Here is a 23438-nt window from a genome sequence, read left to right as displayed (position 1 = left end):
GTATGGCAACGCTGGCCGGAGTAGCGTTTGCCGCCGATAGCCAATGGCAAGCCTTGCCGGAAACCGCGCCGGCGCCCGCCGACAATCCGACCACCGAGGCCAAGGTGACGCTCGGCAAGATGCTGTATTTCGACACTCGTTTCTCGTCGACCGGCAATATCTCCTGTTTTTCCTGCCACAACGTGATGGAAGGTGGCGACGATCACCGGCCGACCTCCATCGGTGTCCACGGCCAGGTCGGCGGTCGCAACGCGCCGACGGTGTGGAACGCGGCCTTCAATTCGGCGCAGTTCTGGGATGGTCGCGCGCCTTCGCTGGAAGAACAGGCCAAGGGTCCTCCGACTAATCCCATCGAAATGGGCATGCAGGATTTGGACGCCACCATCGGCCGCGTCAAGAAAATTCCGGGTTATCAGGCTCATTTTGAAGCGGCGTTCGGCAAGGGCGAGGTCATGACCATGGACAACGCCGCCAAGGCCATCGCCGCTTACGAGCGGACCTTGATCACGCCCAACAGCGCCTACGACCGTTACGTCAAGGGCGACAAGAAAGCGCTGACCGAGCAGCAGGTGCGGGGCATGGAAACCTTCGCCAAGACCGGCTGCACCGCTTGCCATTCCGGGCCGGCCTTCAACGGCTCGCACAACATGCCGGCGGGGCAGGGTTTCTTCATGAAATTCCCCACTTTCCCCGGCAGCGTGTACGACGCTCAGTATCGGTTGCTCGAAGACAAAGGTCGCGCCGATGTCACCAAAAAGGACGAAGACAAGCAGATGTTTCGGGTGCAGACTTTGCGGAATCTCGCTTATACCGCGCCGTATTTCCACAACGGGGCGGTCAAGAGCCTGGATGAGGCGGTTCGGGTGATGGCCAAGGTTCAGCTCAACAAGGATCTGAAAGATACGGAAGTCAAGGATATCGTGGCCTTTCTGGGCGCACTGAACGGTGAATTTCCGAAACAAATCATGCCGATGCTGCCGCCGACGCCCGGCGATTTGATCACTGAGAACTGATTTTCAGCGTGAATGGGACCGGCGCTTTCAGCGCCGGTTATTTTTTGCAAGCGCCCAGCTCGGATCGAGTTTCGCGCTTTTTCCGCCAGCGGGGCTTGAAATTCCCGCATCCTGCCCGAATGGCTGTTGCACGCTGCCAATTTTCCCAAAAGCCAACGCTTTCAAGCGCGGTACGCTGGGCTATACTCAGTTTTTATGTAGAATTGCTTTTGTCCCTTTCAAGCACAGCAAGCGAACTCGCATGTCGGCACGCATCGCAACGGTCAAGCGCGATACCCTCGAAACCCAGATTCAGGTGCGGGTCGACTTGGACGGTACTGGAAGTGCCAGCTTCGTCAGCGGCTTGCCCTTTCTCGATCACATGCTCGATCAAATTGCCCGCCACGGCCTGATCGATCTGAACATCGAAGCGCGCGGCGATCTGCACATCGACGCCCATCACACGGTCGAGGATATCGGCATCACCTTGGGGCAGGCGGTCGGACAGGCCCTGGGCGACAAGCGCGGCATCCGCCGTTACGGACATGCTTACGTGCCGCTGGATGAGGCGCTTTCCAGAGTGGTGCTGGATTGCTCCGGGCGGCCGGGTCTGGAGTACGATGTCGGATTCCCGCGCGCGCGCATCGGCGAGTTCGATGTGGATTTGTTCCGCGAGTTCTTCCAGGGCTTCGTCAATCATGCGCTGGTGACGTTGCACATCGATAACCTGCGCGGCCGCAACGCCCATCACATCGCCGAAACCGTATTCAAAGCCTTCGGTCGCGCGCTGCGGATGGCGGTCGAGCCCGACCCGCGCACCGCCGGCGTGCCGTCCACCAAAGGCAGCCTGTAAGGCCCTCCTGTCCTGCTTTTGCGAGTTTTCCGCATGACTCACATCGCGATCATCGACTACGGCATGGGCAATTTGCGCTCCGTCGCCAAAGCGCTCGAGCACGTCGCCCCCGGCGCGCGGATCAGCGTCACCCAGGAGCGCCGCGACATCTTGCGGGCCGACCGGGTGGTGTTCCCCGGCCAAGGCTCGATCCGCGACTGTATGCGGGAACTGGCGCGCTGGGAGTTGCTCGACGTGGTCCGTGAAAGCGCGCTGGGCAAGCCGTTTCTCGGCCTGTGCCTGGGACCGCAGGCGCTGTTGAGCTTCAGTGAGGAGAACGGCGGCATCGACTGCCTGGGCGTATTGCCGGGGCGGGTGGTGTGGTTTGGCGATTTGCGCGATCCCGACTCCGGCGAACGGCTCAAGGTGCCGCACATGGGCTGGAACCAGGTCCATCAGCTGGGCGAGCATCCGCTCTGGCGGGGCATTCCCCAGGACAGCCGCTTCTATTTCGTTCACAGCTACTATCTGCAACCCGAGGACGCCGCGCTGGTGACGGGTCGAACCGAGTATGGCTTCGGTTTTGCATCAGCCATCGCGCGCGACAACATGTTCGCCGTGCAATTCCATCCCGAAAAAAGCGCGCAGGCGGGATTGCGCCTGCTAGCTAATTTTGCGGGTTGGAACCCCTGAGAACTTAATCCCGATCGGTTGGTTTTTGGAAGAACGCCGCTATGTTGCTGATACCCGCGATTGATTTGAAGGACGGTAAGTGCGTCCGGCTACGCCAGGGCCGCATGGAAGATTCGACGGTTTTTTCCGATGACCCGGTGGCGATGGCCGCGCGCTGGGTGGAGGCGGGCGCCCGCCGCTTGCATCTGGTGGATTTGAACGGGGCCTTCGCCGGCCAACCGGTCAACGCTCAAGTGATCCGCCGCATCGTCGCGGCGTTTCCCGAACTGCCGGTTCAGGTCGGCGGCGGCATCCGCGACGAGCAAACCGTGGAAGCGTATCTCGACGCCGGCGTCCAGTTCGTCATCGTCGGCACCAAGGCGGTGCAAGACCCGCATTTCGTCAGCGATCTGTGCCTGGAGTATCCCGGCCACATCATCGTCGGATTGGACGCCAAGGACGGACGGGTGGCGGTCAACGGCTGGTCCAAACTGTCCAAGCACAACGTGATCGATCTGGCGCAGATTTTCGAGCGTTACGGGGTCGAGGCCATCGTCTACACCGACATCAGCCGCGATGGCATGATGCAAGGCGTCAACGTCGGGGCGACGGTCCGGCTGGCGCAGGCCGTCAGCATTCCGGTCATCGCTTCCGGCGGCGTCAGCACCCTGGACGATGTGAAGGCGTTGTGCGCGGTCGAAAAAGAAGGCATCACGGGCGCGATCATCGGTCGGGCGCTGTATGATGGCGCCATCGACCTCGCCGCCGCCCAGCAGATCGCCGCCGGGGAGAGCGCTTGATGGGGCTGGCGAAACGCATCATTCCCTGTCTGGACGTGGACCGGGGCCGAGTGGTCAAGGGCGTCAAGTTCGTGGAAATCCGCGACGCCGGCGATCCGGTGGAAATCGCCCGCCGCTACGACCAGCAGGGTGCGGACGAGATCACCTTCCTCGACATTACCGCCAGCTCCGACGACCGCGAAACCATGGTGCACGTGGTCGAGCAGGTTGCCGGTGAGGTCTTCATCCCGCTGACCGTGGGCGGCGGTATCCGCACCTTGGACGATGTGCGGCGGATGTTGAACGCTGGCGCCGACAAGGTGTCGATCAATACCGCCGCCATCGCCCGACCCGAATTCGTGCGCGACGCCGCCGAGCGCTTTGGCAACCAGTGCATCGTGGTCGCCATCGACGCCAAGGCGGTGCATCAGGACGGCGAGACGCCGCGCTGGGAAATCTTCACCCACGGCGGACGCAAGCCGACCGGCATCGACGCGGTGGGCTGGGCGCGGCGGATGAACGCTTACGGGGCCGGTGAAATCTTGCTGACCAGCATGGATCGCGACGGCACCAAGCGCGGTTTCAATTTGGAACTGACCCGCGCTGTCAGCGAGGCGGTCAGCATTCCGGTGATCGCCTCCGGCGGCGTCGGCACGCTCGATCACCTGGCGGACGGCATCCTGCTCGGCAAGGCCGACGCGGTGCTGGCGGCCAGCATCTTTCACTTTGCCGAATACACCATCGAACAAGCCAAGCGCCACCTGCAAGCGCGCGGCATTGAAGTGAGACTATGAACGACGATTGGTTGGAACGCATCAAATGGACGGCGGACGGTTTGGTTCCCGCCATCGCCCAGGACGCTGACAGCGGCCGGGTGCTGATGATGGCCTGGATGAATCGGGAATCCTTGCAACGGACGGTGGAATGCGGTGAGGCGGTGTACTGGTCGCGCTCTCGCAAAGCGCTGTGGCACAAGGGGGAAACGTCCGGCAACACGCAGAAGGTCAAAAGCCTCCGGATGGATTGCGACCATGACGTATTGCTGTTGGAAATCGAACAAATCGGCGGCATCGCTTGTCATACCGGTCGACAACGCTGCTTTTTCGAGGAGTTTCGCGACGGCGCATGGGTGGTCACCGATCCGGTCTTGAAAGACCCGCGCGAGATGTACGGCGCATGAGCGATCAGATTCTGCGCGAGCTGGCGGCGACCTTGGAAGCGCGCAAGCACGCCGATCCCGACAGTTCCTACGTCGCTCGCCTGTACGCCAAGGGCTTGGACGCCATCCTCAAGAAAGTCGGTGAAGAAGCCGCCGAAACCCTGTTGGCCGCCAAGAACGGCGATGCTCAACACTTGGTGCATGAAACCGCCGATTTGTGGTTTCATACGCTGGTCATGCTGGCGCATCAGGGGCTTGGCCCCGATGCGGTGTTGAGCGAATTGCACCGCCGCTTCGGTACCTCCGGTCTGACCGAAAAAGCCGGCCGCGTCACCGGCTGAGTTTTTTCAGTCCGGCTCTCCCATCATACGAGGTAAACCTCATGCATTTTAGTATTTGGGAATTACTGCTGATTTTGGTCATCGTGCTGGTGCTGTTCGGCGGTAGCCGGTTGCGCAATTTAGGTTCGGATTTGGGTTCGGCGATTCGTGGCTTCCGCGATTCCATGAAGGAAGGCGGCAAACCGGAAACAGCCGAGGAAGACCCCAAGAAGCTTGAACAGGACGCCGTTTTTCAGGAGCGCGTCGAAACCGTCGCGACAACGCGCGATCCGCTGGCCAAGGATCGCGAAAAGGTCTGATAGGTTGAGATCGAACTCTCATGTTTGAAATGGGGTTCTGGGAGCTGGTCATGGTCGCCGTGGTGGCTTTGATCGTGGTCGGTCCCGAAAAGCTGCCGGGCTTGGCGCGTACCGCCGGCTTTTGGTTGGGCAAGGCGCGACGGATGGTCGCCGACGTCAAGGCGGAAGTGGATCGCGAGTTGCAGTTGGACGAACTCAAGCAATCGTTTCGCCAGCAGGCCAATCTCGGTGGCTTGAAAGAGTTGTCCGAGCAAGTCAAATCCTTGGAGCGCGACATTCAAGCGGAATTCAACGACCCTGGCCCGCCGCCCGGCTGGCGGCCGAGCTTGCCGACCGATCCGCCGCCTGAGGCCATCCCCAGTCCGGCGCCAGCGGCCGCTGCCCCAATTCCCGCACCTGTTCAATTGGCCAAGAACGATCCAAAACGGGTCGACTCGCCCACACCCTCATTACCGCCCGCCGATCCAAGCTCGTGACCGACGTCGACCGCGAGCAGCCGCTCGTCAGCCATCTCCTTGAATTACGCACCCGCTTGATCCGCATCGCGAGCGGCATCCTGTTGGTGTTCGTGGGCCTGTCGCCGTTCTCCAATCCGATCTATACCGCGCTCGCCAAGCCGTTGACCCGCTATATGCCGGCGCAGAGCAGCATGATCGCCATCGATGTGCTATCGCCGTTTCTGACCCCGCTCAAGTTCACGTTGATTTTGGCGGTCTTTATCACCGTGCCGTGGACGTTTTATCAGATCTGGGCGTTCGTGGCGCCGGGGCTGTATCAGCGCGAGAAGCGCATGGTGCTGCCGATTTTGCTGTCGAGCACGCTGTTGTTTTATTGCGGGATGGCGTTCGCTTACTTTGGAATCATGCCGGTCTTCTTCTACTTCATCACTCACACCGCGCCAGAAGGCGTGGCGATCATGACCGATATCAACCGCTATCTCGATTTCGTGATGATGATGTTCTTCGCGTTTGGGGTGGCGTTCGAGGTGCCGGTCGCGACCGTGATTCTAGCCTTGGCCGGCATTCTCACCCCGGAGGCGATGGCCGCCAAGCGATCCTATGTGATCGTCGGCGTGTTCGTCATCGGGATGCTGCTGATGCCCGATGTGATTTCGCAAACGCTGCTGGCGATGCCGATGTGGCTGTTATTTGAAGCGGGCATCTATATTTCGCGCCTGCTGCTGCGGCGTCAGGAGGCTCCGATGGCCACAGCCGCCGGCGGGAAGCAGGAATGACGCCTCACTTGTTGGGCTTGGAATGCGGTTCGGCCGCTTTGTTATACATCTGAGCGAGGCTCAGGATAATGGTCTGCGACGCCCGCGCGAAATCGCCGGTTTTAAGGGCCGCTTGCGCGTCGTCCTTATTGCCGGCCAAGGCGGTTTTCAGAACTTGGCCGGCGCAGATATGGAAATGGGCGTGATTTTTTTCAAGCGCTTTAAAGAGAATGTCCCGGCCAAATCGTTTCTTGCCGGCTCCATGAATCCACATGCCTAGCGTACAGCGATCATCCCGCGAGACGTCCTCGACAGAGAGATCGTCAAGCAGGTCATCAACGATCAGAGCCTGTAAGTGGGCTTTCCATTTTTGATGCGCTTCGATCGCGGTACGAAAATTGAGGCCGGCGGCCTCTTCCTCTAAGAGATCGGCCACGGGCGGTGGAGTCGAGGCCCGATCCTTCTGATCTTCGGGCGTGCCGTTGAGAAATTCGATGAGCCATTGTTTGAAAGCCATGGTTGATCCTCCCGATTTTGGAACCAACGTCCGAACGAGATAAAGCTTAGCTCATGCCATGGGAAAGTAAGGTCATTGAGCCCCAGTTAGGTCGTTCATTTCCATAAAATTCTAGCTGACGGGCGGGTAACGTGGCGTCGCTGTTCCCGCGATACTACCCGCCGCTCTCGAACAGCGCCGCAGTGGTCTTGTTCCAGCGGGCAACAGCTGTCGGTGACGCGGCTCCGCTCGATCTTGATCCGATCCGGTTGAAGGTTCGAATTGCGGAAGATAGTCATAGCTGTTATCGGCCGCCAACCGTCAGGCTTTAGAGATTCCCCGTAGAAAAATCCTCGTTCGGCTCGATCGGCCGATTCGTCGTAGGTCTTCGCCGGGCGTCTTTGTCCTTCAAGGACAAAAAAACCCGGCTAAATCCACATTTAACCGGCATTCGGCGGGATTTTACATATTCCGACGATACTGGCCGCCGACCTCAAACAGCGCGGTGGTGATCTGCCCCAGCGAGCAGCAGCGCATCGCGTCGACCAACACCGCAAACAGCTTCTTGTTCTTGTAGCGTCTTACGCACCGCACAATCATGTTGATCAAACCAATATCAGTCGCTAAGGCTTTCAGTCTTTTCGTTTTCGCAGCTTATCTATTGCCTCTTGCGGTTGTCGGTTGAGCTTTGCTGTCATCTTGGGTAGCGTAGTGTGTAGAGGTGATCATCATTCGTCATCTCACGAATTCTGACCCAATCAATCGAGGTGCTTTATATGACTGAGAAAACAGGACGCTGCCTCTGTGGGGCAGTGAGTTTCACGCTGACCGCTGAACCTCTTGCAACTCGTATCTGCTGGTGCCGGGACTGCCAGCATCTGGCGGCGAATGGATCGGTCAATCTACTGGTGCGCACTGAAGATCTTGTTGTTTCTGGGCCGCTTTCCGAATATACGAAGAAGGCAGATAGCGGTGATGAGGTGACCAGGCAATTCTGTCCAAGTTGTGGCTCGCACCTTTTCGGCAAAGTGGCGACAAGGCCACAGTTTCGGGTCGTGCGCGTCGGTAATCTGGATGATCCCTCATCAATTAAGCCGGACATGAATATTTGGGTGGCGAGTGCGCCTCGCTGGGCCTGTCTTGACCCAGCCCTGGAGACAGTAGAGCACCAACCTCAACCTCCAAAATAGCCTATCCAGTCGCAGGCAGTGTGTGCAGCTTGCGCAAGCGGTAGTCTATAGGCGCGCCTCCGCTTCGCGCTACCGACTGGTTAAAGTGGCCGGATGTTGCTCTAAAGTGTTACGGGAATTGGCGGCATAATGCGCCGTCACTGTATTTCCAATGTCTGGCACATTGCTTAACGAAAATCCGCTGCACCTTGCCTGGAGAAACGAAGCGCACGGCAATTTTCTAGAATAACAAGACTTGTGCTTGTAGTTATGTCCCTAGTAAAAATTTATAAAAATCAGTAGATTATTTCTAGAGTGGGCGATTTTCAGTATATATGCGAAAATCGCATAATCATTTGTTGTCGCGGACGCTTCGCGCCCGCGACAACGGGGCGGCGGATAAGCATCCGCGGCTTGCGCGGCGCGAAGCGCCGCACAACCACGCGGATGAACCGGACTTCGCCCGTCCAAAATTGCATTTTGTCCGGGCTCGCCGGTTATCCGCCGCCCCGTTATGCGTCATGACTAACGACATGCTTACGGCCGCTGACGGAGCTGCGGAGTCTGAGCTCCACGGCGCTGCATGGTCCGGCGACCTCGAACAGGTTAAGCACGTAGTAACCGCTGGCGCCGATGTGAACTGGGCAGACTCTATCGGCGAGACCGCACTATTTGGAGCCTCAGCTTGGGGGCACGCGGCCGTCGTTCGCTGTCTCCTTATGCTAGGAGCGAACCCTAACCTCCAAAATCAGGACGGGGTTACACCGCTGCATTGGGCGGCGAGCCACGGCAATGTCGATACGATACGAGCTCTCGTCGAAGCTGGCGCTGATCCAACCGTCCCGGATAAGCGAAATCGACTACCAATTGATGCGGCCCACGAACACGGAAAGGGCGCACATGTAGCTGTACTCAAAACCGTCGGTCCGCCAATCGCGTCTCGGCGGAAGCCGAAATGACGCATAACCAGCCAATGGAGCGGACGCCTCCGCGCTGCGCGCTCCAGCGCCGCTCATCGGCGCGTTAGCGATCGTAAATTCGGCCTGATCCTTCTTTCCGGCCCCCTCATCAAAGCAAGGCGCTTAGCCCCTAAAGCACTATCTTATACTTTTGGCTCACCCAGTTTTTTCACTTTTGCAATGGAGGTTTTTTCATGAAAAGCATTACTACATGGAGCATTATTGCCGTGGTTGCCAGTAGTATTGCAGCATGCAAGCCGTCAGACAACGCGCTTTCTGCCAATACTTCTCAAGCTACTCAGCCAGCAGCGCAGCAAACCACTATTTCCACACCCCCTAAAGAACAAGCCAGTGTGTCGCCGCCATCCGTCCAACCGAATGCCGAAAACATCAAACGCTTTAATGACAACGAAGCCGAAATGAATTCCCGGAAGTACTGGGTGGATCTCAAGAGTGCTAGCGGGGAAAAAATATCCGTTGCTTTTTATGAGGAATCCGGTGATCAGCTTTATGTAGATGTCAAGACTGGTGGAAAAACGGTCAAATTTTCAAAAATTGCTGAGAATTCTGGAAACCCTGTTTTCGGAGACGGTGATAAAACAACGCTTGTGAGCCGAGAAGGCGGCGGAGTGGTCGAGTTAATAACCGCCAACTCGAAAAAGATATACAAATAACCGATGGTATTTGTTGATGGCGAACCCATCATTTCACCGGCCTGCGCGAAATGCCGCGCAGCCCGCTCACTTCTACGTTAGGTTTATCCTCAAAAGGGTGGTTGCAGATCATACGGCTTAGCCGTATGATTGAGTTCATACGCACCGTTATTGAAACCCCTTTGTTCTCGAAACTCTGGCCGCGTTATTGGCACGAGGACGAGCGTGGTGAATTTGCGGCTTTTCTGGCTAAAAACCCGGAGGCGGGCGATGTCATCCAAGGCACAGGCGGCTTGCGTAAAGTGCGTTGGAGTCGCGCAGGTTCAGGTAAATCCAGCGGCGTCCGAGTCATTTACTTCACCCACAACGCTGCTGGAGAAATTGTGCTACTTCTGCTCTACGCGAAATCCGAGCGGGACTCAATGACCGCGATGCAATTGCTGGAGATCAAACATGCCCTTGACCACTAAACCGATGACTGATGCTGAATTAGCCGCCCTTGAAGAAGGGCGTGATTTTCACGCTGATTTGCTCCAGTCCATCCGAGAAATGAAAGCAGGTCAGGGAACAGTTGTCTATTCGCCCGTTATTGCTGCTCGCACGGCTGCTGGTCTGTCACAGGCGCAGTTCGCATCCTTGATGGGTGTATCCGTTCGCACCTTGCAGGATTGGGAGCAGGGGCGGCGTCAGCCGTCGGGCGCGGCAAGAACCTTGATTAAGGTAGCCGAGCGTCACCCTGAAGTGTTACGAGAATTGACGGCCTAGCACGACGCTTCAGCAACAGTACGTCCAAACAACCGCGCTTTCCCAGCGCCAGGTCTCAGCGCTGGAAAGGGGTCAAAAGGTCGAGTTAAGCCGTCACAGCCTACATATTCCGCCGATACTGCCCGCCGACCTCAAACAGCGCGGTGGTGATCTGCCCCAGCGAACAGCAGCGCACCGCCTCCACCAGCACCGCGAACAGGTTTTCGTTGTTGATCGCCGCTTGCCGCAACCGCGCCAGCATCGGGCCGCTGTCCTTGCGGTTGCGCTCTTGGAAATCGCGCAGCCGCCGCAACTGGCTTTGCTTTTCCTCGTCGGTGGAACGGGCCAGCTCGATCTTGACCTCATCGGGCTTGGCGTTCGGGTTGCGGAAGGTGTTGACGCCGATGATCGGGAAGCTGCCATCGTGTTTGATGGTTTCGTAATATAACGATTCTTCCTGGATCTTGCCGCGCTGGTAGCCGGTTTCCATCGCCCCCAGCACCCCGCCGCGCTCGCTGATCCGCTCGAACTCCTGCATCACCGCTTCTTCGACTAGATCGGTCAGCTCGTCGATGATGAACGCGCCCTGGTTCGGGTTCTCATTCTTGGCCAAACCCCATTCCCGGTTGATGATGAGCTGCACCGCCATCGCCCGCCGCACCGACTCCTCGGTCGGGGTGGTGATCGCCTCGTCGTAGGCGTTGGTGTGCAAGGAGTTGCAGTTGTCGTAAATGGCGATCAGCGCTTGCAGCGTGGTGCGGATGTCGTTGAAATCCATCTCCTGGGCGTGCAGCGAGCGGCCAGAAGTTTGGATGTGATATTTCAGCTTCTGGCTGCGCTCGTTCGCCCCGTATTTGTAGCGCATCGCGGTGGCCCAGATCCGCCGCGCCACCCGGCCCATCACCGAATATTCGGGGTCCATGCCGTTGCTGAAGAAGAACGACAGATTGGGCGCGAAGTCGTCGATGTGCATCCCGCGCGCCAGATAGGCTTCGACGTAGGTGAAACCGTTGGCCAGGGTGAACGCCAGTTGCGAGATGGGGTTGGCCCCGGCTTCGGCGATGTGATAGCCGGAGATCGACACCGAATAGAAATTCTGCACGCCGTGATGGACGAAATATTCTTGAATATCGCCCATCATCTTCAGCGCGAATTCGGTCGAGAAGATGCAGGTGTTCTGGCCTTGATCCTCCTTGAGAATGTCCGCCTGCACCGTGCCGCGCAGGTTTTTCAAGACCCAAAGCTTGATCTTCTCAATCTCGTCGTCGGTCGGCGGGCGGTGGTTGTCGCGCTCGAACTTCGCGATCTGATGGTCGAAAGCGTTGTTGAAATACATCGCCAGGATGATCGGCGCCGGGCCGTTGATGGTCATTGACACCGAGGTGGTGGGCGCGCACACCTCAAAGCCGGAATACAACACCTTCAAATCGTCCAGCGTGGCGATGGACACCCCGGAATTGCCGACCTTGCCGTAGATGTCCGGCCGCTCGTTCGGGTCGAAGCCGTACAGCGTCACCGAGTCGAAAGCGGTGGATAGCCGGGTGGCCTCGGCGTGTTCGGACAATTTCTTGAAGCGGCGGTTGGTGCGGAACGGGTCGCCTTCGCCGGCGAACATCCGGGTCGGGTCTTCGTTCTCCCGCTTGAAGGCGAACACACCCGCCGTGTACGGGAAGCTGCCGGGCAAATTTTCCAGCATCATCCAGCGCAACAGCTCGCCGTGTTCGTCGAAGCGCGGCAGCGACACCTTGGGAATCCGGCTGCCGGACAGCGAGCGAGTGGTCAGTTTGGTGCGGATTTCCTTGTCGCGGATTTTCACCACGTACTCGTCGCCGCTGTAGCTTTCCTTCACCTGCGGCCACATATCGACCAGCTTGCGAGCGTGCGCATCGACTTCGAGTTCCACCTTGTCGAGCAGCGGTTGCAGGTCGGCGGTCGATTTGCCGTCGGCCTCCAACAAGCTCATCACCGAACGCAACTGCTGGCGCTGGCGGATCAGCTTGACCTGCTTGTTTACTTCCCGGTGATAGTCGCGCACGGTATCGGCGATTTCAGCCAGATAGCGGGCGCGCGCCGCTGGGACGATGACGGTCTTACTGGTTGACGCCTTTCCCACGGCGGCCGGCAAATGGCCCGGCGCCAGTTTTAGGCCCTTGTCGCGCAGCAAGCTGACCAGGCCCTGATAGAGCGCCGTTACCCCGTTGTCGTTGAAACGGGCGGCGATGGTGCCATAGACCGCCATGTCATCGGGCGACTGACCGAAGGCTTTGTGGTTGCGTTGCACCTGCTTGCGCACGTCGCGCAGCGCGTCTTCCGCGCCCTTGCGGTCGAATTTATTGATCGCCACCGCATCGGCGAAATCGAGCATGTCGATCTTTTCCAACTGGGAAGCCGCGCCGAATTCCGGGGTCATTACGTACAGCGAACGATCCACCAGCGGCACGATGGCGGCGTCACCCTGACCGATGCCGGAGGTTTCCACGATCAGCAGGTCGAACCCGGCCAATTTGCAGGCGGCGATGATTTCACCCAGGGTTTCGGGCACTTCGCTGCCGGCGGCGCGGGTCGCCAGCGAGCGCATGTACAGATTGGGGCCGCTGATGGCGTTCATGCGGATGCGGTCGCCGAGCAGCGCGCCGCCGGTCTTGCGCCGCGACGGGTCGGCGGCGATGACCGCGATCTTCAGCCGGTCGTCCTGATCGAGTCGGAAGCGCCGCACCAGCTCGTCGGTCAGCGAGGATTTGCCGGAACCGCCGGTGCCGGTGACGCCCAGCACCGGCACGGTGCGGGCCTTGGCTTCGTTGAGAATTTGCTGGCGCAAATCGGTGGCGACCGTGCGATTTTCCAACGCGGTAATCAACCGGGACAAGGCTCGCCAGTCACCGGCCTTGATCTCGTCCAGCGTCTTGGGTGCGTATTGGCCGGGGTCGGTGTCGCAGACCGTCAGCATGTGGTCGATCATGCCCTGCAAACCCAGCGCCTGACCGTCTTCCGGCGAGAACAGCCGAGTCACGCCGTAGTCGTGCAGCTCGCGGATTTCCTCCGGCACGATCACGCCGCCACCGCCGCCGAACACCTTGATGTTCTCGCCGCCGCGTTCGCGCAGCAAGTCGAGCATGTACTTGAAGAATTCGACGTGACCGCCTTGATAGGAGCTGACGGCGATGCCTTGGGCGTCCTCTTGCAGGGCGGCGGTGACGATTTCCTCCACCGAGCGGTTGTGGCCGAGATGGATCACTTCCGCGCCGCTGCCCTGGAGGATGCGGCGCATGATGTTGATGGAGGCGTCATGGCCGTCGAACAAGCTGGTGGCGGTCACAAAACGGATTTTGTTCCGAAGTATGGCCTTATCGACGCCGGGCGAGGGGGATTTAAACTGACTGACGACCGCGGACATTTGGTGGGTTCTCCTGTCGTTTGTTATGGACAACAATCATACGCTTTTCATGTGCGCTGCCAGCGTTGGGTCTGGAACTGACACTAATAATAGTGATAAACCGTTGGCGATAATGGCCAATCTAGTTGCAATTTTCGCCAGTCTCTTTGCCAATAAGGGCGCAATTTTCGCCATCTTGAAATAGGCTTGTTATTCAATATGCAACGGGCCGATGGATTGAACGAGTAGAGTCTTATGCCTGAGGTCTCCGTAACCCCTGTCGCTTTTATCCAAGCGATTACCGCCGCTTATCGACGTTATGGCAAAGACCCCAATCCTGCTTTGCGGCGGTCGCGAATTACGCCAGAATTTTTATTAGACCCCGCCAATCGGGTGACCGGCTGGCAAATGCAAACCCTGTTTGGCATCGCCATCAAGGAACTGGACGACGAGGCGCTGGGCTGGTTTGCGCGCCGCTTGCCTTGGGGGAGTTATGGAATGTTGTGTCGGGCCTCGCTCAGCTCGCCCACTCTGGAAATCGCCTTGAAGCGGTGGTGCCGGCATCATCGGCTGTTGGCGGACGATATCACGCTGCATTTTTCCGTCGATCCGCAAGCTGCGTCGGTCGCCATCGAAGCCAACCGAAACTTGGGCGAGGTGGCGGAATTCTGTTTCGCGACACTGTTTCGCTATATCTTGGGTTATGCGTGCTGGTTGATCAATTCGCGTATTCCATTGCTGGAAACCTGCTTTCCCTTCAATGCCCCAGAGCATCTCAGCGTTTATCAGACGCTTTTCCCTGGCCCGCTGCACTTTCGCGCGCCGCTGGCCAGACTTAGTTTTGATCCGCAATATGCGGCGCTCTCGGTCCGACGCGACGACCGCGCTTTGAACAAGATGCTCCAGCAAGCCTTGCCGTTGACGATGTTTCCTTACCGACGGGATCGCTTGCTGGTGCAGCGAGTGCGGGAGCTGTTGAAAGCGCAACCGGAGGGTGGACATACCGGGGAATCGATCGCCAGGGAATTGCATGTTTCGTCCCGAACGCTGCACCGACAGTTGCAGGAGGAGGGGGCCTCGTTGCAGGCGTTGAAGGATGAGGTGCGGCGGGAGCGAGCGGTCGAATTGCTCCATCGCACGTCCAAGCCGATCAAGCAAATCGCGCGGGCGGTGGGCTTTCTCAGTGAAAAGAGTTTTTCACGCGCGTTCAAGCAGTGGACGGGAGCCACGCCGGAATCCTTTCGAGACAACGGCCGGCATTTCGGCGGGTGACGGCCGATGAAAACGGACAATCTGTTTTATCGAATCTTCCATACTTTGCCGACGCTGGCTTTGGAGCTGGCCGGCGTCACGGTCGCCAATCCTGCCGGTTACGATTTTCGCCTTTGCCTTTAGCCGAAGTGCTGGACCTCATCGAAACTATTCTGGTCTATCGTTTACCCAAGCTGACTCGACAGGAGATCCAAGCCATGCTCGGATTCACGCACGCTGATTTAAAGAAAAGCGTTTTTTATCAGGAAGTTTTTGCCGAAGGCCATCAAGAGGGCCGGCAGGAAGGTCGCCAAGAGGGCCGGCAGGAGGGCCGGCAGGAAGAATGTGTAGCATTAATTTTGAAGCTGCTACAACGCCATCTTGGCCGTTTGCCGGCCAAACACACCCGCAAGATCCGCCGTCTGCCACTGGCGACTGCCGAAAGTTTGGCGGAAGCCTTGCTCGACTTTCAGACGGTGGACGATCTGGCCATTTGGCTGGACGCTCAAACCGACCCAGCTTCTTCTTGAAGTCACTTGCCGGATGGAGAAATCACCGGACTATCTGACTGATGCTATCGGCGTGCGTCATGCGCCTGTCGCCGCATCTGCCCGAATTGTATCGCTGGTGCCGAGCATCACCGAGTTGCTGTTTGTGTTGAAGCTGGGCGAGCAGTTGGTGGGCCGCACCCATTATTGCGTTCATCCGCCGCATCGTGTGGCGAAATTGCCGAGCGTCGGCGGCACCAAGAAAGTTCGTTACGCCCGCTTGCAAGCGCTGCAACCGACGCATGTCATTGTGAACATCGACGAGAATCCGCGCGAGTTGGCGGAACGATTGATGGCCGATGGTTTTAAGGTCATCGTCACCCATCCGTTGACCCCGGAGGATAACGTGCCGCTGTTTCGGTTGATCGGGGGCATTTTCAACCGAGCGGCGGAGGCGGAGGCGTTGGTTGGGAGGTGCAATCAGGCGCTGGCGCAAGTGCGACAAACCGTTTGGCCCCGGAGGCGGGTGCTGTATTTGATCTGGCGCAAGCCGTGGATGGGGATCAGCCGCGAAACTTACATTTCCAAGATGTTGGCGTTGGTGGGTTGGGAAACCTGGCCGGTCGAATCCGAAGCGCGCTATCCGAAATTGGAAATCACGCCGACGCTGTTGGATTCAGTCGATCTAGTTCTGTTCAGCAGCGAACCGTATCGGTTTCTGCCGGAAGATTTAGAAATCTTCGCCCGCGATTATGCGTGTCCGCTGGAAAAATTGCGGCTGATCGACGGGGAAATGACTTCTTGGTATGGCAGTCGGGCGATTCAGGGGTTGCGGTATTTGAGGCAGTTGGCCGACCAAAAAGACGATCCGAATTAGACGCCAACTTTCTCAACTTGGCCCAGCCTGACACGATGCACTGCTTCCAATATGCCATTGATGTATGGAATGAGATCAACAAGGCGATTGGATCGCGCAAACACGACTACGACGCCAAAAGATAATACTTTGATATTCTGCTGAAATTCTAAGTTTCGATCAAGGGTGACAAACACGTCGCATACAGTGGCCGCACGACGAAGCAATTCACCGTTTTTAAGTCCCGACCAACCAAGGCTATGGACATGGAGCGTTGTCACTTCAGGCTCAGAGATCAGTTTGGCGAAGTCAAACGGAATATTTTCATCAAGCAGAATACGCATCAGCCGTGATCGACTCGTAAGCGGCATCAAGAACGGCGATAGCTTGCTCGCGTTTAACAGATGGGAATTGCCGCAAGAATTCTTCTAGCGTATCGCCACCTTCCAAATAGTCAAACAAGGAGCGAACAGGAACACGAGTTCCCACAAATACAGATACTCCACTCAGTATTTCGGGATGGCGATGCGTAATACCATCAAGTGTAACCATATGAAATCTCTCAATTACCTTTTAGAATTTAATCTGTAATTTAGAACCCATTTAGACAGATAAATTTACTTGTAATTTGATGCAAGAATTCGCATAAAGAATCAATCAACTGATATGTCTTCCCCCGATGTCCCTATATTTTCACCTTGTATAAGGTAGCCACTAATATTTGGTGAAAATTTAGCAGTAATATTTGAGCCATCGCCTTTTGTTAAATAAAAGATAAAATATTGATAATATAGACCTTTTCTATAAGTTTTTTCATTCGGAACGCTATGTAACTGATATTGACCAAATTGAGAATAATTATATTCAGAAAATATCGCTTCAGCTTCATAATAATTATATTCTTTATCAATCTCTAATTTATGAACAACTGCTTTCCAAGCAATTTTAGGAACTCTTACCCCAACTAAGATAATGAACTTTTGAGGCTTGTTAGGTTCTATTGTAAGCGGCAATTTAATTGGTATATCGTCTTCTGTAAAAAACAATGGACCCATACCTTGATAGCTTCCATATGCGTTTCTAGTACTATAGGGTGTCCTTATGAAAGGCTTTCCAAGGACACTCCAGTTTATAATAGAAGCGGGTCGAAACCCAATGTTGTTAATTATTAAATTATATCGCTGCTTAAAAATAGCGCTGAATTCAGGATCGCCCTCATATTTCTCAAAAGTAATGTTTTTTTGGTTTATATCGCGCTCAACTTGGATAACTATATTTGATTTACTCTGAGCTCGATCAAATGCGGTTCGCTCTAGGTGAGTACTATATGCAACGATAAGCGCTAGTATGCTTACCGCCAAGCTAACAAACGGTAGATATTTTTCAAGTTTTGCCATGCGACTAGTATTACCGTCTCGTAATACTTCCTAGTATCCCGCGCAAAATCTGCTTCCCTAATTGATTGCCCACCGTGCGCATGGTGGATTTCGCCATCGCTTCAATTGCGCCCTGCCGACGACCGTTACCCAGCAACCAATCCTTCACCAAACCGCCGATGCCCTCATCCTGCGGCTGAGACGCCTGAGCCTTACCTCTGCTGGGTTCAGCCATCGCCATCGCTTGCGCGCGTTGCTGGAGCCGTTCGTGCGCTGATTCGCGGTTGACCGGCGTATCGTACTTACCGCCAATCGGCGACAGTTGCCGCACGTTGGCCCGCTCCTGCGCGCTGATCGAACCGATCCGGCAACGCGGCGGCGCGATCAAGGTGCGCTCCACCGGCAGCGGCACGCCGCCGTCCTGCAAGGTTGTCACCAACGCCTCGCCGACGCCGAGTTGGGTGATGATCTGCTCGACGTTCAAACCCTTGTTCGGCGGGAAAGTCTCGGCGGCGGTTCGAACGGCTTTCTGATCGCGCGGGGTAAACGCGCGCAAGGCGTGTTGGATGCGGTTGCCAAGCTGTCCGAGCACCTGCTCCGGCACGTCATCGGGCAACTGCGAAATGAAATAGACACCCACGCCTTTGGAGCGGATCAAGCGCACGACCTGTTCGATGCGCTGGCGCAAGGAATCGGGCGCGTCGGCGAACAGTAAATGCGCCTCATCGAAGAAAAACACCAGCTTGGGAACATCGACATCGCCTACTTCCGGTAGATTTTCGAAGAACTCCGACAGCATCCACAGCAAAAAGGTGGCGTATAGCCGGGGCTTATGAATCAGCCGCTCGGCGGCCAGCACGTTGATGACGCCGCGCCCGCTCGTGTCCCGGTACAGGAAATCCGCGAGATTGAGGGCCGGTTCGCCAAAGAACTGGTTGCCCCCTTCTTGCTCCAACTGTAGCAGCGCCCGTTGGATCGCGCCGATGGAGGCGGTGCTGACCAAACCGTATTTCCCCGAAATTTCCTTGGCGTTCTCCGCCACGAAGCCCAGCATCGAGCGCAGATCATCCAGATCGAGCAGCAACAGACCATTGTCGTCGGCCACCTTGAAAGCGACCGTCAGCACGCCTTCCTGGGTGTCGTTCAGTTCCAACACCCGCGCTAGCAACGGTGCGCCCATCTCGGACATCGTGGTGCGCACCGGATGGCCGTTTTGGCCGTACACATCCCAAAACACCACCGGATTGGCTTGCCCCGCCCAATCCCGAATATCCAATTGCTGCAAGCGGGCTTGCAATTTTTCATTGGGCTGACCCGGCTGGCTCAGCCCGGCCAGATCGCCCTTGACATCGGCCAGGAACACCGGCACGCCCAACCGCGAGAAACCCTCCGCCAACACCATCAACGATACCGATTTGCCGGTTCCGGTCGCGCCCGCGATCAAACCGTGACGGTTGGCGTACTTGCCTAGCAAGTAAACGTCGCGCTCGCCTTTGCCCACGTAGATATCGTTCATGGTCGTCCTTCTCTAAAGCGTGATGATGGATAATCGGATTACAGCTTATGGGTTTCCGGCGTCAAGCCCCGCTCGCGATATTGCCGGAATCGCTCGCGGGATTTCGCCAGTACCTCAGGCGTCTGGTCCACCAGTTCCACCACGCGCTCGTAGCGCTCGAAACCGTCGGGCAGGGCATCGCTAAAGTTGATGAGCACTTGCGCGGCTCGGTCGGCCGGCAACCGCGTGCCGATCAGCACCGGAGAATCGCCCTCACCCTCTAACGGATAACGTTCGTGCGGGATGAAACTGTCCTGCCGGAAGGTCCACAATAAATCATCCAGCGCCGCGGCGTGCGAGTCGGACGCGGCGAGCAAGTAGATCGTATGGCCGAGCGTGTAGGCCTTGTCGATCAAGCGGCAGGCCAGCAGCGCCCGGCCATTGTCTTTCTGGTCGGACAGCACGTAGAAATCGACACGCGACACGTCACTTTCCTTTGGTTTCAGCCACTCGATCCAGCAAATATTGCGTCAACAGCGGCACCGGCCGGCCGGTCGCGCCCTTGGCCTTGCCGGTTTTCCAAGCGGTGCCGGCGATGTCCAGATGCGCCCAATGATATTTCTTGGTGAAGCGCGATAGAAAACAAGCCGCCATGATCGCGCCGCCGTCCCGACTGCTGGCGACGTTGGCCATATCGGCGAAATTGCTGTCCAGCCCTTCCTGGTAGTCCTCCCACAGCGGTAGCTCCCACACGCGGTCGTAAGCGGCGTGGCCGGCGGCCTGAAGCGCGTTCGCCAAGGGCGGGTGATTGCTGAATAAGCCGTGCGGATGTCGGCCCAACGCGATGATGCACGCCCCGGTCAAGGTGGCAATGTCGATCACGGCGGCCGGTTCGTCACGTTCGGCGTAGCTGAGCGCGTCGCACAGGATCAGCCGACCTTCGGCGTCGGTGTTGAGGATTTCGACGGTCTGACCGGACAGGCTGGTCACGATATCGCCCGGCCGGCTGGCCCGACCGCCCGGCATGTTCTCCACGGTCGGCATCAGGCCGATCACGTTCAGCGGCAGTTGCAATTGCGCGCAGGCCCGCAGCGTCCCCAGCACGCTGGCCGCGCCGCACATGTCGAATTTCATCTCGTCCATGCCTTCGCCCGGCTTGAGCGAGATGCCGCCGGTATCGAAGGTCACGCCCTTGCCGACCAGTACGTAGGGTTTTTCCTTGGCCGGTCCTTGGCGGTATTCCAGCCGGATCAATTTGGCCGGCTGGGCGCTGCCGTGGGTCACCGACAGCAAGGCGCCCATGCCCAAGTGTTCCATCTCATCCTCTTCCAGCACCTTGACCCGCAAGGGCGGAAACTCTCGGGCCAGCGCCTGGGCCTGTTCGGCCAGATAGCTCGGCGTGCAGATGTTGGGTGGCAAGTTGCCTAAATCCTTGGCCAGCGCCGTCCCCGCGCTGATCGCCAACCCTTCGCGCACGGCTTGTTCGCCGCCCGACAGTTCCCGCCGACCGGGTACGCTGAGTATAATCTTGCGCAACAAGCGGCGCGGGGCGTCCTTTTTGCTTTTGAGCTGATCGAAATGGTAGCGCGCCGCTTCGAACGCTTCGATGAATTGGCGGATTTTCCAATTGAGATCGCGTCCCTTGACCGGCAGCTCGGTCAGATAGATCGCCGCGTCGCTGGCGCTGGTGTCGTTCAACGCGGCGGCGGCGTGGGCGGCGATCTTGCGGAAACGGCGGTCGTCGATCTCGCGCTCCCGGCCGCAGCCGATCAACAGCACCCGCTCGCTGGAAACCTCGGGGATGTTGAACAGCAATAGCGACTGGCCCGGTTTGCCTTCCAGATCACCCCGGCGCAGCAGGTTGCCGAGATAGGCGCCGCAGGCGCTATCGAACTGTTCGGCGGCCGGGGTCAGCCGCCGGGATTCGTAAACGCCCAGCACCAGGCAGGCGGTGCGCTGTTTTTCTGGATTGCCGCTCTTGACCGAAAAATCCATCGCTAGGCCACTCCCGTAGTCGACGTGTGATGTTACTACTGCAAAATAAGGTTGCTATCAGGATGAGTTTAACCAGAAACCGCCGCGTCTCACAGTTGCTCGAATGCGAACGCTAGCGGGCCTGCCGTCCATCATCGACCGCTATCTGATCCGCGAGATCGGCCTGACCCTGCTGGCGACCGTGCTGGTGTTGTTGGCGATGGTGCTCAGCCATCGCCTCGCCGGCTATCTCAGCAAGGCCGCCAACGGCCTGTTGGCTCGGGATTCCATCTTCCTGTTGATCGGTCTACAGGCCACCCATTTCATGGTCATCCTGATCCCGCTGGCGTTTCTGTTGAGCATCATGCTGAGCTTGGGGCGCTTGTACCGCGATCACGAGATGACCGCGCTGGCCGCTTGCGGTTACGGGCCTTTATCGATCTATCGGGCTGTGTTTCTACTGGCGGTTCCGGTGGCGGCGGTCACGGCCGGTCTGTCACTGGTTCTGGTGCCGCTCACCATGGAGTTGCAGTTCGAGGCGCTGGCCAGGGCCCGCAAGGAAGCCGAGGTATCGATGTTCACGCCGGGGACCTTCCGAGAAGTGCTGCAAGGTCGCCATGTAGTCTACATCGGTGCTTTGGGGGAGCACGAGCTCCGCAATATTTTCGTTCAGACCCGCGAGCCGGACGGCGATCTCAGTATCACCACCGGCGAGAGCGGCCATCAGGAAATTGATGAGGACGGCATTCGCCACATCGTGCTCGATCACGGTCACCGCTATCGAGGTACGCCCGGTCGGGGCGATTACGAGATGTTGCGTTTCGAGCGCGCCACGGTGCGGGTGGATACCGCGCCGCCGCGCCAGGAATGGAAGCATCGGGAGACGCTGCCGACCCAGCAATTGCTGGGCTCGGTCGAACCCGATCATGTGGCGGAATTCCAGATGCGCCTTAACAGCCCGATCCAGGTGCTGATCATTGCCCTGTGGGCGCCGTTGGTGGCCCGCGCCAAACCGCGCGAGGGCCGTTACGGTCGAATCGTCGCGGCGGTGCTGATTTATGCGATCAATTTCAATTTGATCGGGGTCGGCGAGTCCTGGCTGAGCCACGGGCGCGTCGGCCCCGCCTTGGGTCTGTGGTGGGTGCACGGTCTGTTCGTGCTGTTAGGCGTCGGTTTGCTGTTGCATTACTACGCGCGCGGCCGCGGCTTGCGGCTGCTCCGCCGCCCCGCAATCGACCGGGCGGGCGCGGCATGAGGATTCTCGATCGTTACATCTTCCGCACGGTCGCCAGCACGACCCTGGTGGCCTTGCTGGTGTTGCTGCTGCTGGAAATGTTCCTTAGCCTGTTGGTGGAACTGGAGGAGGTGGGCAAAGGTGCCTACGATTTCGCGGCGGTGCTGCGGTTCCTGCTGCTGATTCAGCCTCAGCGCTTGTACGAGCTATTTCCGATGGCGCTGTTGGTCGGCGCCTTGCTGGGCATGGGCGCGCTGGCCGGCGGTAGCGAATTGATCGTCATGCGCGCCGCCGGCTTGTCCTTGAGCCAATTGACCCGCTCCGTCTTGCAAACCGGGCTGGTGCTGAGTCTGGCGGTGTTGCTGGTCGGCGAGTTCGTCGCGCCGCCTCTGGAGCAGAGCGCCAGCGAACAGCGCGCCGCCGCCAAGAGCGAGGGCATGGCGATTCGGGGCGGGCGCGGTTTCTGGGTGCGCGATGGCGACTACTTCGTTCACGTCCGGGCGGTGCTGCCCGGCATCCGGCTGTCGGATATCCATATTTTCAAGATCGGTCCCGAGTCCCAGCTGGAAACCGTCACCGCCGCCCAAGGAGCGCGCTATCAGGAAGGCCGCTGGGTGTTGGAAGGCATCGACCGCAGCACTCTGAACGGTGATACGGTGCACACCGAGCAGTTGAACAGCTTGGTCATCACGTCTGCCGTCAGTCCGAAAATTCTGGATGTGCTGGCGGCCGACCCCGGCAATCTATCGGTTCGCGATTTGTGGGTGTACGTCGATTATCTGGAACGCAATGGGTTGGATGCCCAAAGCTACCGGTTGGCCTTGTGGCGCAAACTGCTGGCGCCGCTGGTTTATTTGGCGATGCTGGTGGTCGCCATGCCGTTCGTGTTCGGCCCGCAGCGCTCGGTTGGAATCGGTCAGAGGCTGCTGGTGGGGTTGCTGCTCGGACTGGCGTTCTTTTTGGCCAACTATCTGTTGGGCAATGTGGTGCTGTTGTACGGTTACCCGCCGCTGCTGGGCGCGATCTTGCCGGCGCTGCTGTTCTTGGGCGTGGGATTTTTCGCGCTGCATCGCTTGCGCTGAT

General features: G+C 58.1%; 30 protein-coding genes. 21 read left to right on the top strand and 9 right to left on the bottom strand.

The features are described from left to right. The first annotated feature begins 2 nt into the window (after positions 1 to 2). From IPK09_12735 to tatC, 10 genes are all read left to right on the top strand, one after another. On the top strand, positions 3 to 1013 hold the full coding sequence (locus IPK09_12735; protein ID MBK7984480.1) for a cytochrome-c peroxidase: 1011 nt from the start codon (positions 3 to 5) through the stop codon (positions 1011 to 1013). Between the two features lie 241 nt (positions 1014 to 1254). Beyond that, positions 1255 to 1845, top strand: a complete 591-nt coding sequence (gene hisB / locus IPK09_12730) for an imidazoleglycerol-phosphate dehydratase HisB (protein ID MBK7984479.1) — start codon at positions 1255 to 1257, stop codon at positions 1843 to 1845. A 33-nt stretch (positions 1846 to 1878) separates the two neighbouring features. Continuing rightward, positions 1879 to 2517: an imidazole glycerol phosphate synthase subunit HisH gene (hisH, locus tag IPK09_12725; protein ID MBK7984478.1), complete on the top strand. Its 639-nt coding sequence runs from the start codon at positions 1879 to 1881 to the stop codon at positions 2515 to 2517. Between the two features lie 41 nt (positions 2518 to 2558). Then, on the top strand, positions 2559 to 3296 hold the full coding sequence (hisA, locus tag IPK09_12720; protein MBK7984477.1) for a 1-(5-phosphoribosyl)-5-[(5-phosphoribosylamino)methylideneamino]imidazole-4-carboxamide isomerase: 738 nt from the start codon (positions 2559 to 2561) through the stop codon (positions 3294 to 3296). Beyond that, positions 3296 to 4069, top strand: coding sequence for an imidazole glycerol phosphate synthase subunit HisF (gene hisF, locus IPK09_12715; protein ID MBK7984476.1), 774 nt, complete (start codon positions 3296 to 3298; stop codon positions 4067 to 4069). The genes hisA and hisF overlap by 1 nt, the downstream gene beginning before the upstream one ends. Next, on the top strand, positions 4066 to 4455 hold the full coding sequence (gene hisI, locus IPK09_12710; protein MBK7984475.1) for a phosphoribosyl-AMP cyclohydrolase: 390 nt from the start codon (positions 4066 to 4068) through the stop codon (positions 4453 to 4455). Before hisF ends, hisI begins: the two co-directional genes overlap by 4 nt. Then, complete coding sequence (locus IPK09_12705) at positions 4452 to 4775, top strand: phosphoribosyl-ATP diphosphatase (protein MBK7984474.1); 324 nt, start codon at positions 4452 to 4454, stop codon at positions 4773 to 4775. Before hisI ends, IPK09_12705 begins: the two co-directional genes overlap by 4 nt. A 41-nt stretch (positions 4776 to 4816) precedes the next feature. After that, positions 4817 to 5074: a twin-arginine translocase TatA/TatE family subunit gene (gene tatA, locus IPK09_12700; protein ID MBK7984473.1), complete on the top strand. Its 258-nt coding sequence runs from the start codon at positions 4817 to 4819 to the stop codon at positions 5072 to 5074. Between the two features lie 20 nt (positions 5075 to 5094). Continuing rightward, positions 5095 to 5550 carry a twin-arginine translocase subunit TatB gene (gene tatB / locus IPK09_12695; protein ID MBK7984472.1) on the top strand — a complete coding sequence of 152 codons (456 nt, stop codon included), beginning with the start codon at positions 5095 to 5097 and terminating at the stop codon, positions 5548 to 5550. Beyond that, positions 5547 to 6308, top strand: a complete 762-nt coding sequence (gene tatC / locus IPK09_12690) for a twin-arginine translocase subunit TatC (GenBank protein MBK7984471.1) — start codon at positions 5547 to 5549, stop codon at positions 6306 to 6308. Before tatB ends, tatC begins: the two co-directional genes overlap by 4 nt. Before the next feature lie 4 nt (positions 6309 to 6312). Here the strand turns inward: tatC and IPK09_12685 are convergent, their stop codons facing one another. Together IPK09_12685 and IPK09_12680 are read right to left on the bottom strand one after the other, a co-directional pair. Continuing rightward, complete coding sequence (locus IPK09_12685) at positions 6313 to 6804, bottom strand: CZB domain-containing protein (protein MBK7984470.1); 492 nt, start codon at positions 6802 to 6804, stop codon at positions 6313 to 6315. Positions 6805 to 7245: 441 nt separating this feature from the next. Next, positions 7246 to 7383: a hypothetical protein gene (locus tag IPK09_12680; GenBank protein MBK7984469.1), complete on the bottom strand. Its 138-nt coding sequence runs from the start codon at positions 7381 to 7383 to the stop codon at positions 7246 to 7248. Positions 7384 to 7559: 176 nt separating this feature from the next. On the opposite strand from IPK09_12680, the gene IPK09_12675 reads away from it, so the two are divergent. The 5 genes from IPK09_12675 to IPK09_12655 all read left to right on the top strand — a co-directional run bounded on the left by IPK09_12675 (position 7560) and on the right by IPK09_12655 (position 10329). Continuing rightward, on the top strand, positions 7560 to 7973 hold the full coding sequence (locus tag IPK09_12675) for a GFA family protein (protein MBK7984468.1): 414 nt from the start codon (positions 7560 to 7562) through the stop codon (positions 7971 to 7973). 500 nt (positions 7974 to 8473) lie between these two features. Beyond that, on the top strand, positions 8474 to 8911 hold the full coding sequence (locus tag IPK09_12670) for an ankyrin repeat domain-containing protein (GenBank protein ID MBK7984467.1): 438 nt from the start codon (positions 8474 to 8476) through the stop codon (positions 8909 to 8911). Between the two features lie 194 nt (positions 8912 to 9105). Further along, positions 9106 to 9585 (top strand): hypothetical protein, encoded by a 480-nt coding sequence (locus IPK09_12665; GenBank protein MBK7984466.1) that lies wholly within the window; start codon positions 9106 to 9108, stop codon positions 9583 to 9585. Positions 9586 to 9722: 137 nt separating this feature from the next. Further along, positions 9723 to 10034 (top strand): transcriptional regulator, encoded by a 312-nt coding sequence (locus IPK09_12660; GenBank protein ID MBK7984465.1) that lies wholly within the window; start codon positions 9723 to 9725, stop codon positions 10032 to 10034. Further along, complete coding sequence (locus IPK09_12655; protein ID MBK7984464.1) at positions 10018 to 10329, top strand: helix-turn-helix domain-containing protein; 312 nt, start codon at positions 10018 to 10020, stop codon at positions 10327 to 10329. Before IPK09_12660 ends, IPK09_12655 begins: the two co-directional genes overlap by 17 nt. A gap of 100 nt (positions 10330 to 10429) precedes the next feature. On the opposite strand, the gene IPK09_12650 is transcribed toward IPK09_12655, so the two are convergent. Further along, entirely contained in the window at positions 10430 to 13702 is a 3273-nt protein-coding gene (locus IPK09_12650) for a methylmalonyl-CoA mutase family protein (protein ID MBK7984463.1), read from the bottom strand. A 234-nt stretch (positions 13703 to 13936) separates the two neighbouring features. Here IPK09_12650 and IPK09_12645 point away from each other — a divergent pair, with 234 nt between their 5' ends. Genes IPK09_12645 through IPK09_12630 form a run of 4 tightly spaced genes read left to right on the top strand, consistent with a single transcriptional unit; the run spans position 13937 to position 16297 of the window. Next, positions 13937 to 14953, top strand: a complete 1017-nt coding sequence (locus IPK09_12645; GenBank protein MBK7984462.1) for an AraC family transcriptional regulator — start codon at positions 13937 to 13939, stop codon at positions 14951 to 14953. A 6-nt stretch (positions 14954 to 14959) separates the two neighbouring features. Beyond that, positions 14960 to 15076 carry a DUF2887 domain-containing protein gene (locus IPK09_12640; protein ID MBK7984461.1) on the top strand — a complete coding sequence of 39 codons (117 nt, stop codon included), beginning with the start codon at positions 14960 to 14962 and terminating at the stop codon, positions 15074 to 15076. Beyond that, the gene (locus IPK09_12635; GenBank protein ID MBK7984460.1) at positions 15067 to 15462 is read left to right on the top strand and encodes an Rpn family recombination-promoting nuclease/putative transposase; all 396 of its coding nucleotides are present in this window, start codon (positions 15067 to 15069) and stop codon (positions 15460 to 15462) included. The genes IPK09_12640 and IPK09_12635 overlap by 10 nt, the downstream gene beginning before the upstream one ends. A 13-nt stretch (positions 15463 to 15475) precedes the next feature. Beyond that, positions 15476 to 16297, top strand: coding sequence for an ABC transporter substrate-binding protein (locus IPK09_12630; protein ID MBK7984459.1), 822 nt, complete (start codon positions 15476 to 15478; stop codon positions 16295 to 16297). On the opposite strand, the gene IPK09_12625 is transcribed toward IPK09_12630, so the two are convergent. From IPK09_12625 to IPK09_12600, 6 genes are all read right to left on the bottom strand, one after another. After that, positions 16294 to 16620, bottom strand: a complete 327-nt coding sequence (locus IPK09_12625) for a DUF5615 family PIN-like protein (GenBank protein ID MBK7984458.1) — start codon at positions 16618 to 16620, stop codon at positions 16294 to 16296. The two genes, IPK09_12630 and IPK09_12625, sit on opposite strands and share 4 nt — an antisense overlap. Further along, positions 16604 to 16828 (bottom strand): DUF433 domain-containing protein, encoded by a 225-nt coding sequence (locus IPK09_12620; GenBank protein MBK7984457.1) that lies wholly within the window; start codon positions 16826 to 16828, stop codon positions 16604 to 16606. Before IPK09_12620 ends, IPK09_12625 begins: the two co-directional genes overlap by 17 nt. A gap of 101 nt (positions 16829 to 16929) precedes the next feature. Then, a complete protein-coding gene (locus IPK09_12615) occupies positions 16930 to 17673 on the bottom strand; it encodes a hypothetical protein (protein ID MBK7984456.1) in 744 nt (247 codons plus the stop codon). 10 nt (positions 17674 to 17683) lie between these two features. Beyond that, positions 17684 to 19168 (bottom strand): DUF853 family protein, encoded by a 1485-nt coding sequence (locus tag IPK09_12610; protein MBK7984455.1) that lies wholly within the window; start codon positions 19166 to 19168, stop codon positions 17684 to 17686. A gap of 38 nt (positions 19169 to 19206) precedes the next feature. Further along, positions 19207 to 19632, bottom strand: a complete 426-nt coding sequence (locus IPK09_12605) for a DNA polymerase III subunit chi (protein ID MBK7984454.1) — start codon at positions 19630 to 19632, stop codon at positions 19207 to 19209. A 1-nt stretch (position 19633) separates the two neighbouring features. Beyond that, positions 19634 to 21142 carry a leucyl aminopeptidase gene (locus IPK09_12600; protein MBK7984453.1) on the bottom strand — a complete coding sequence of 503 codons (1509 nt, stop codon included), beginning with the start codon at positions 21140 to 21142 and terminating at the stop codon, positions 19634 to 19636. Positions 21143 to 21245: 103 nt separating this feature from the next. Between IPK09_12600 and lptF the strand changes: the two genes are divergently transcribed. Both lptF and lptG read left to right on the top strand, forming a co-directional pair. Next, positions 21246 to 22376, top strand: a complete 1131-nt coding sequence (gene lptF, locus IPK09_12595; GenBank protein ID MBK7984452.1) for an LPS export ABC transporter permease LptF — start codon at positions 21246 to 21248, stop codon at positions 22374 to 22376. Continuing rightward, positions 22373 to 23437 (top strand): LPS export ABC transporter permease LptG, encoded by a 1065-nt coding sequence (gene lptG / locus IPK09_12590; protein ID MBK7984451.1) that lies wholly within the window; start codon positions 22373 to 22375, stop codon positions 23435 to 23437. Before lptF ends, lptG begins: the two co-directional genes overlap by 4 nt. The last annotated feature ends 1 nt before the right edge of the window (position 23438 follow it).

This window comes from Candidatus Competibacteraceae bacterium, assembly GCA_016713505.1.
Lineage (GTDB): Bacteria > Pseudomonadota > Gammaproteobacteria > Competibacterales > Competibacteraceae > Competibacter_A.
The sequence above is the reverse complement of the archived record's forward strand: the minus strand, read 5'-3'. Positions and strand labels throughout refer to the sequence as shown.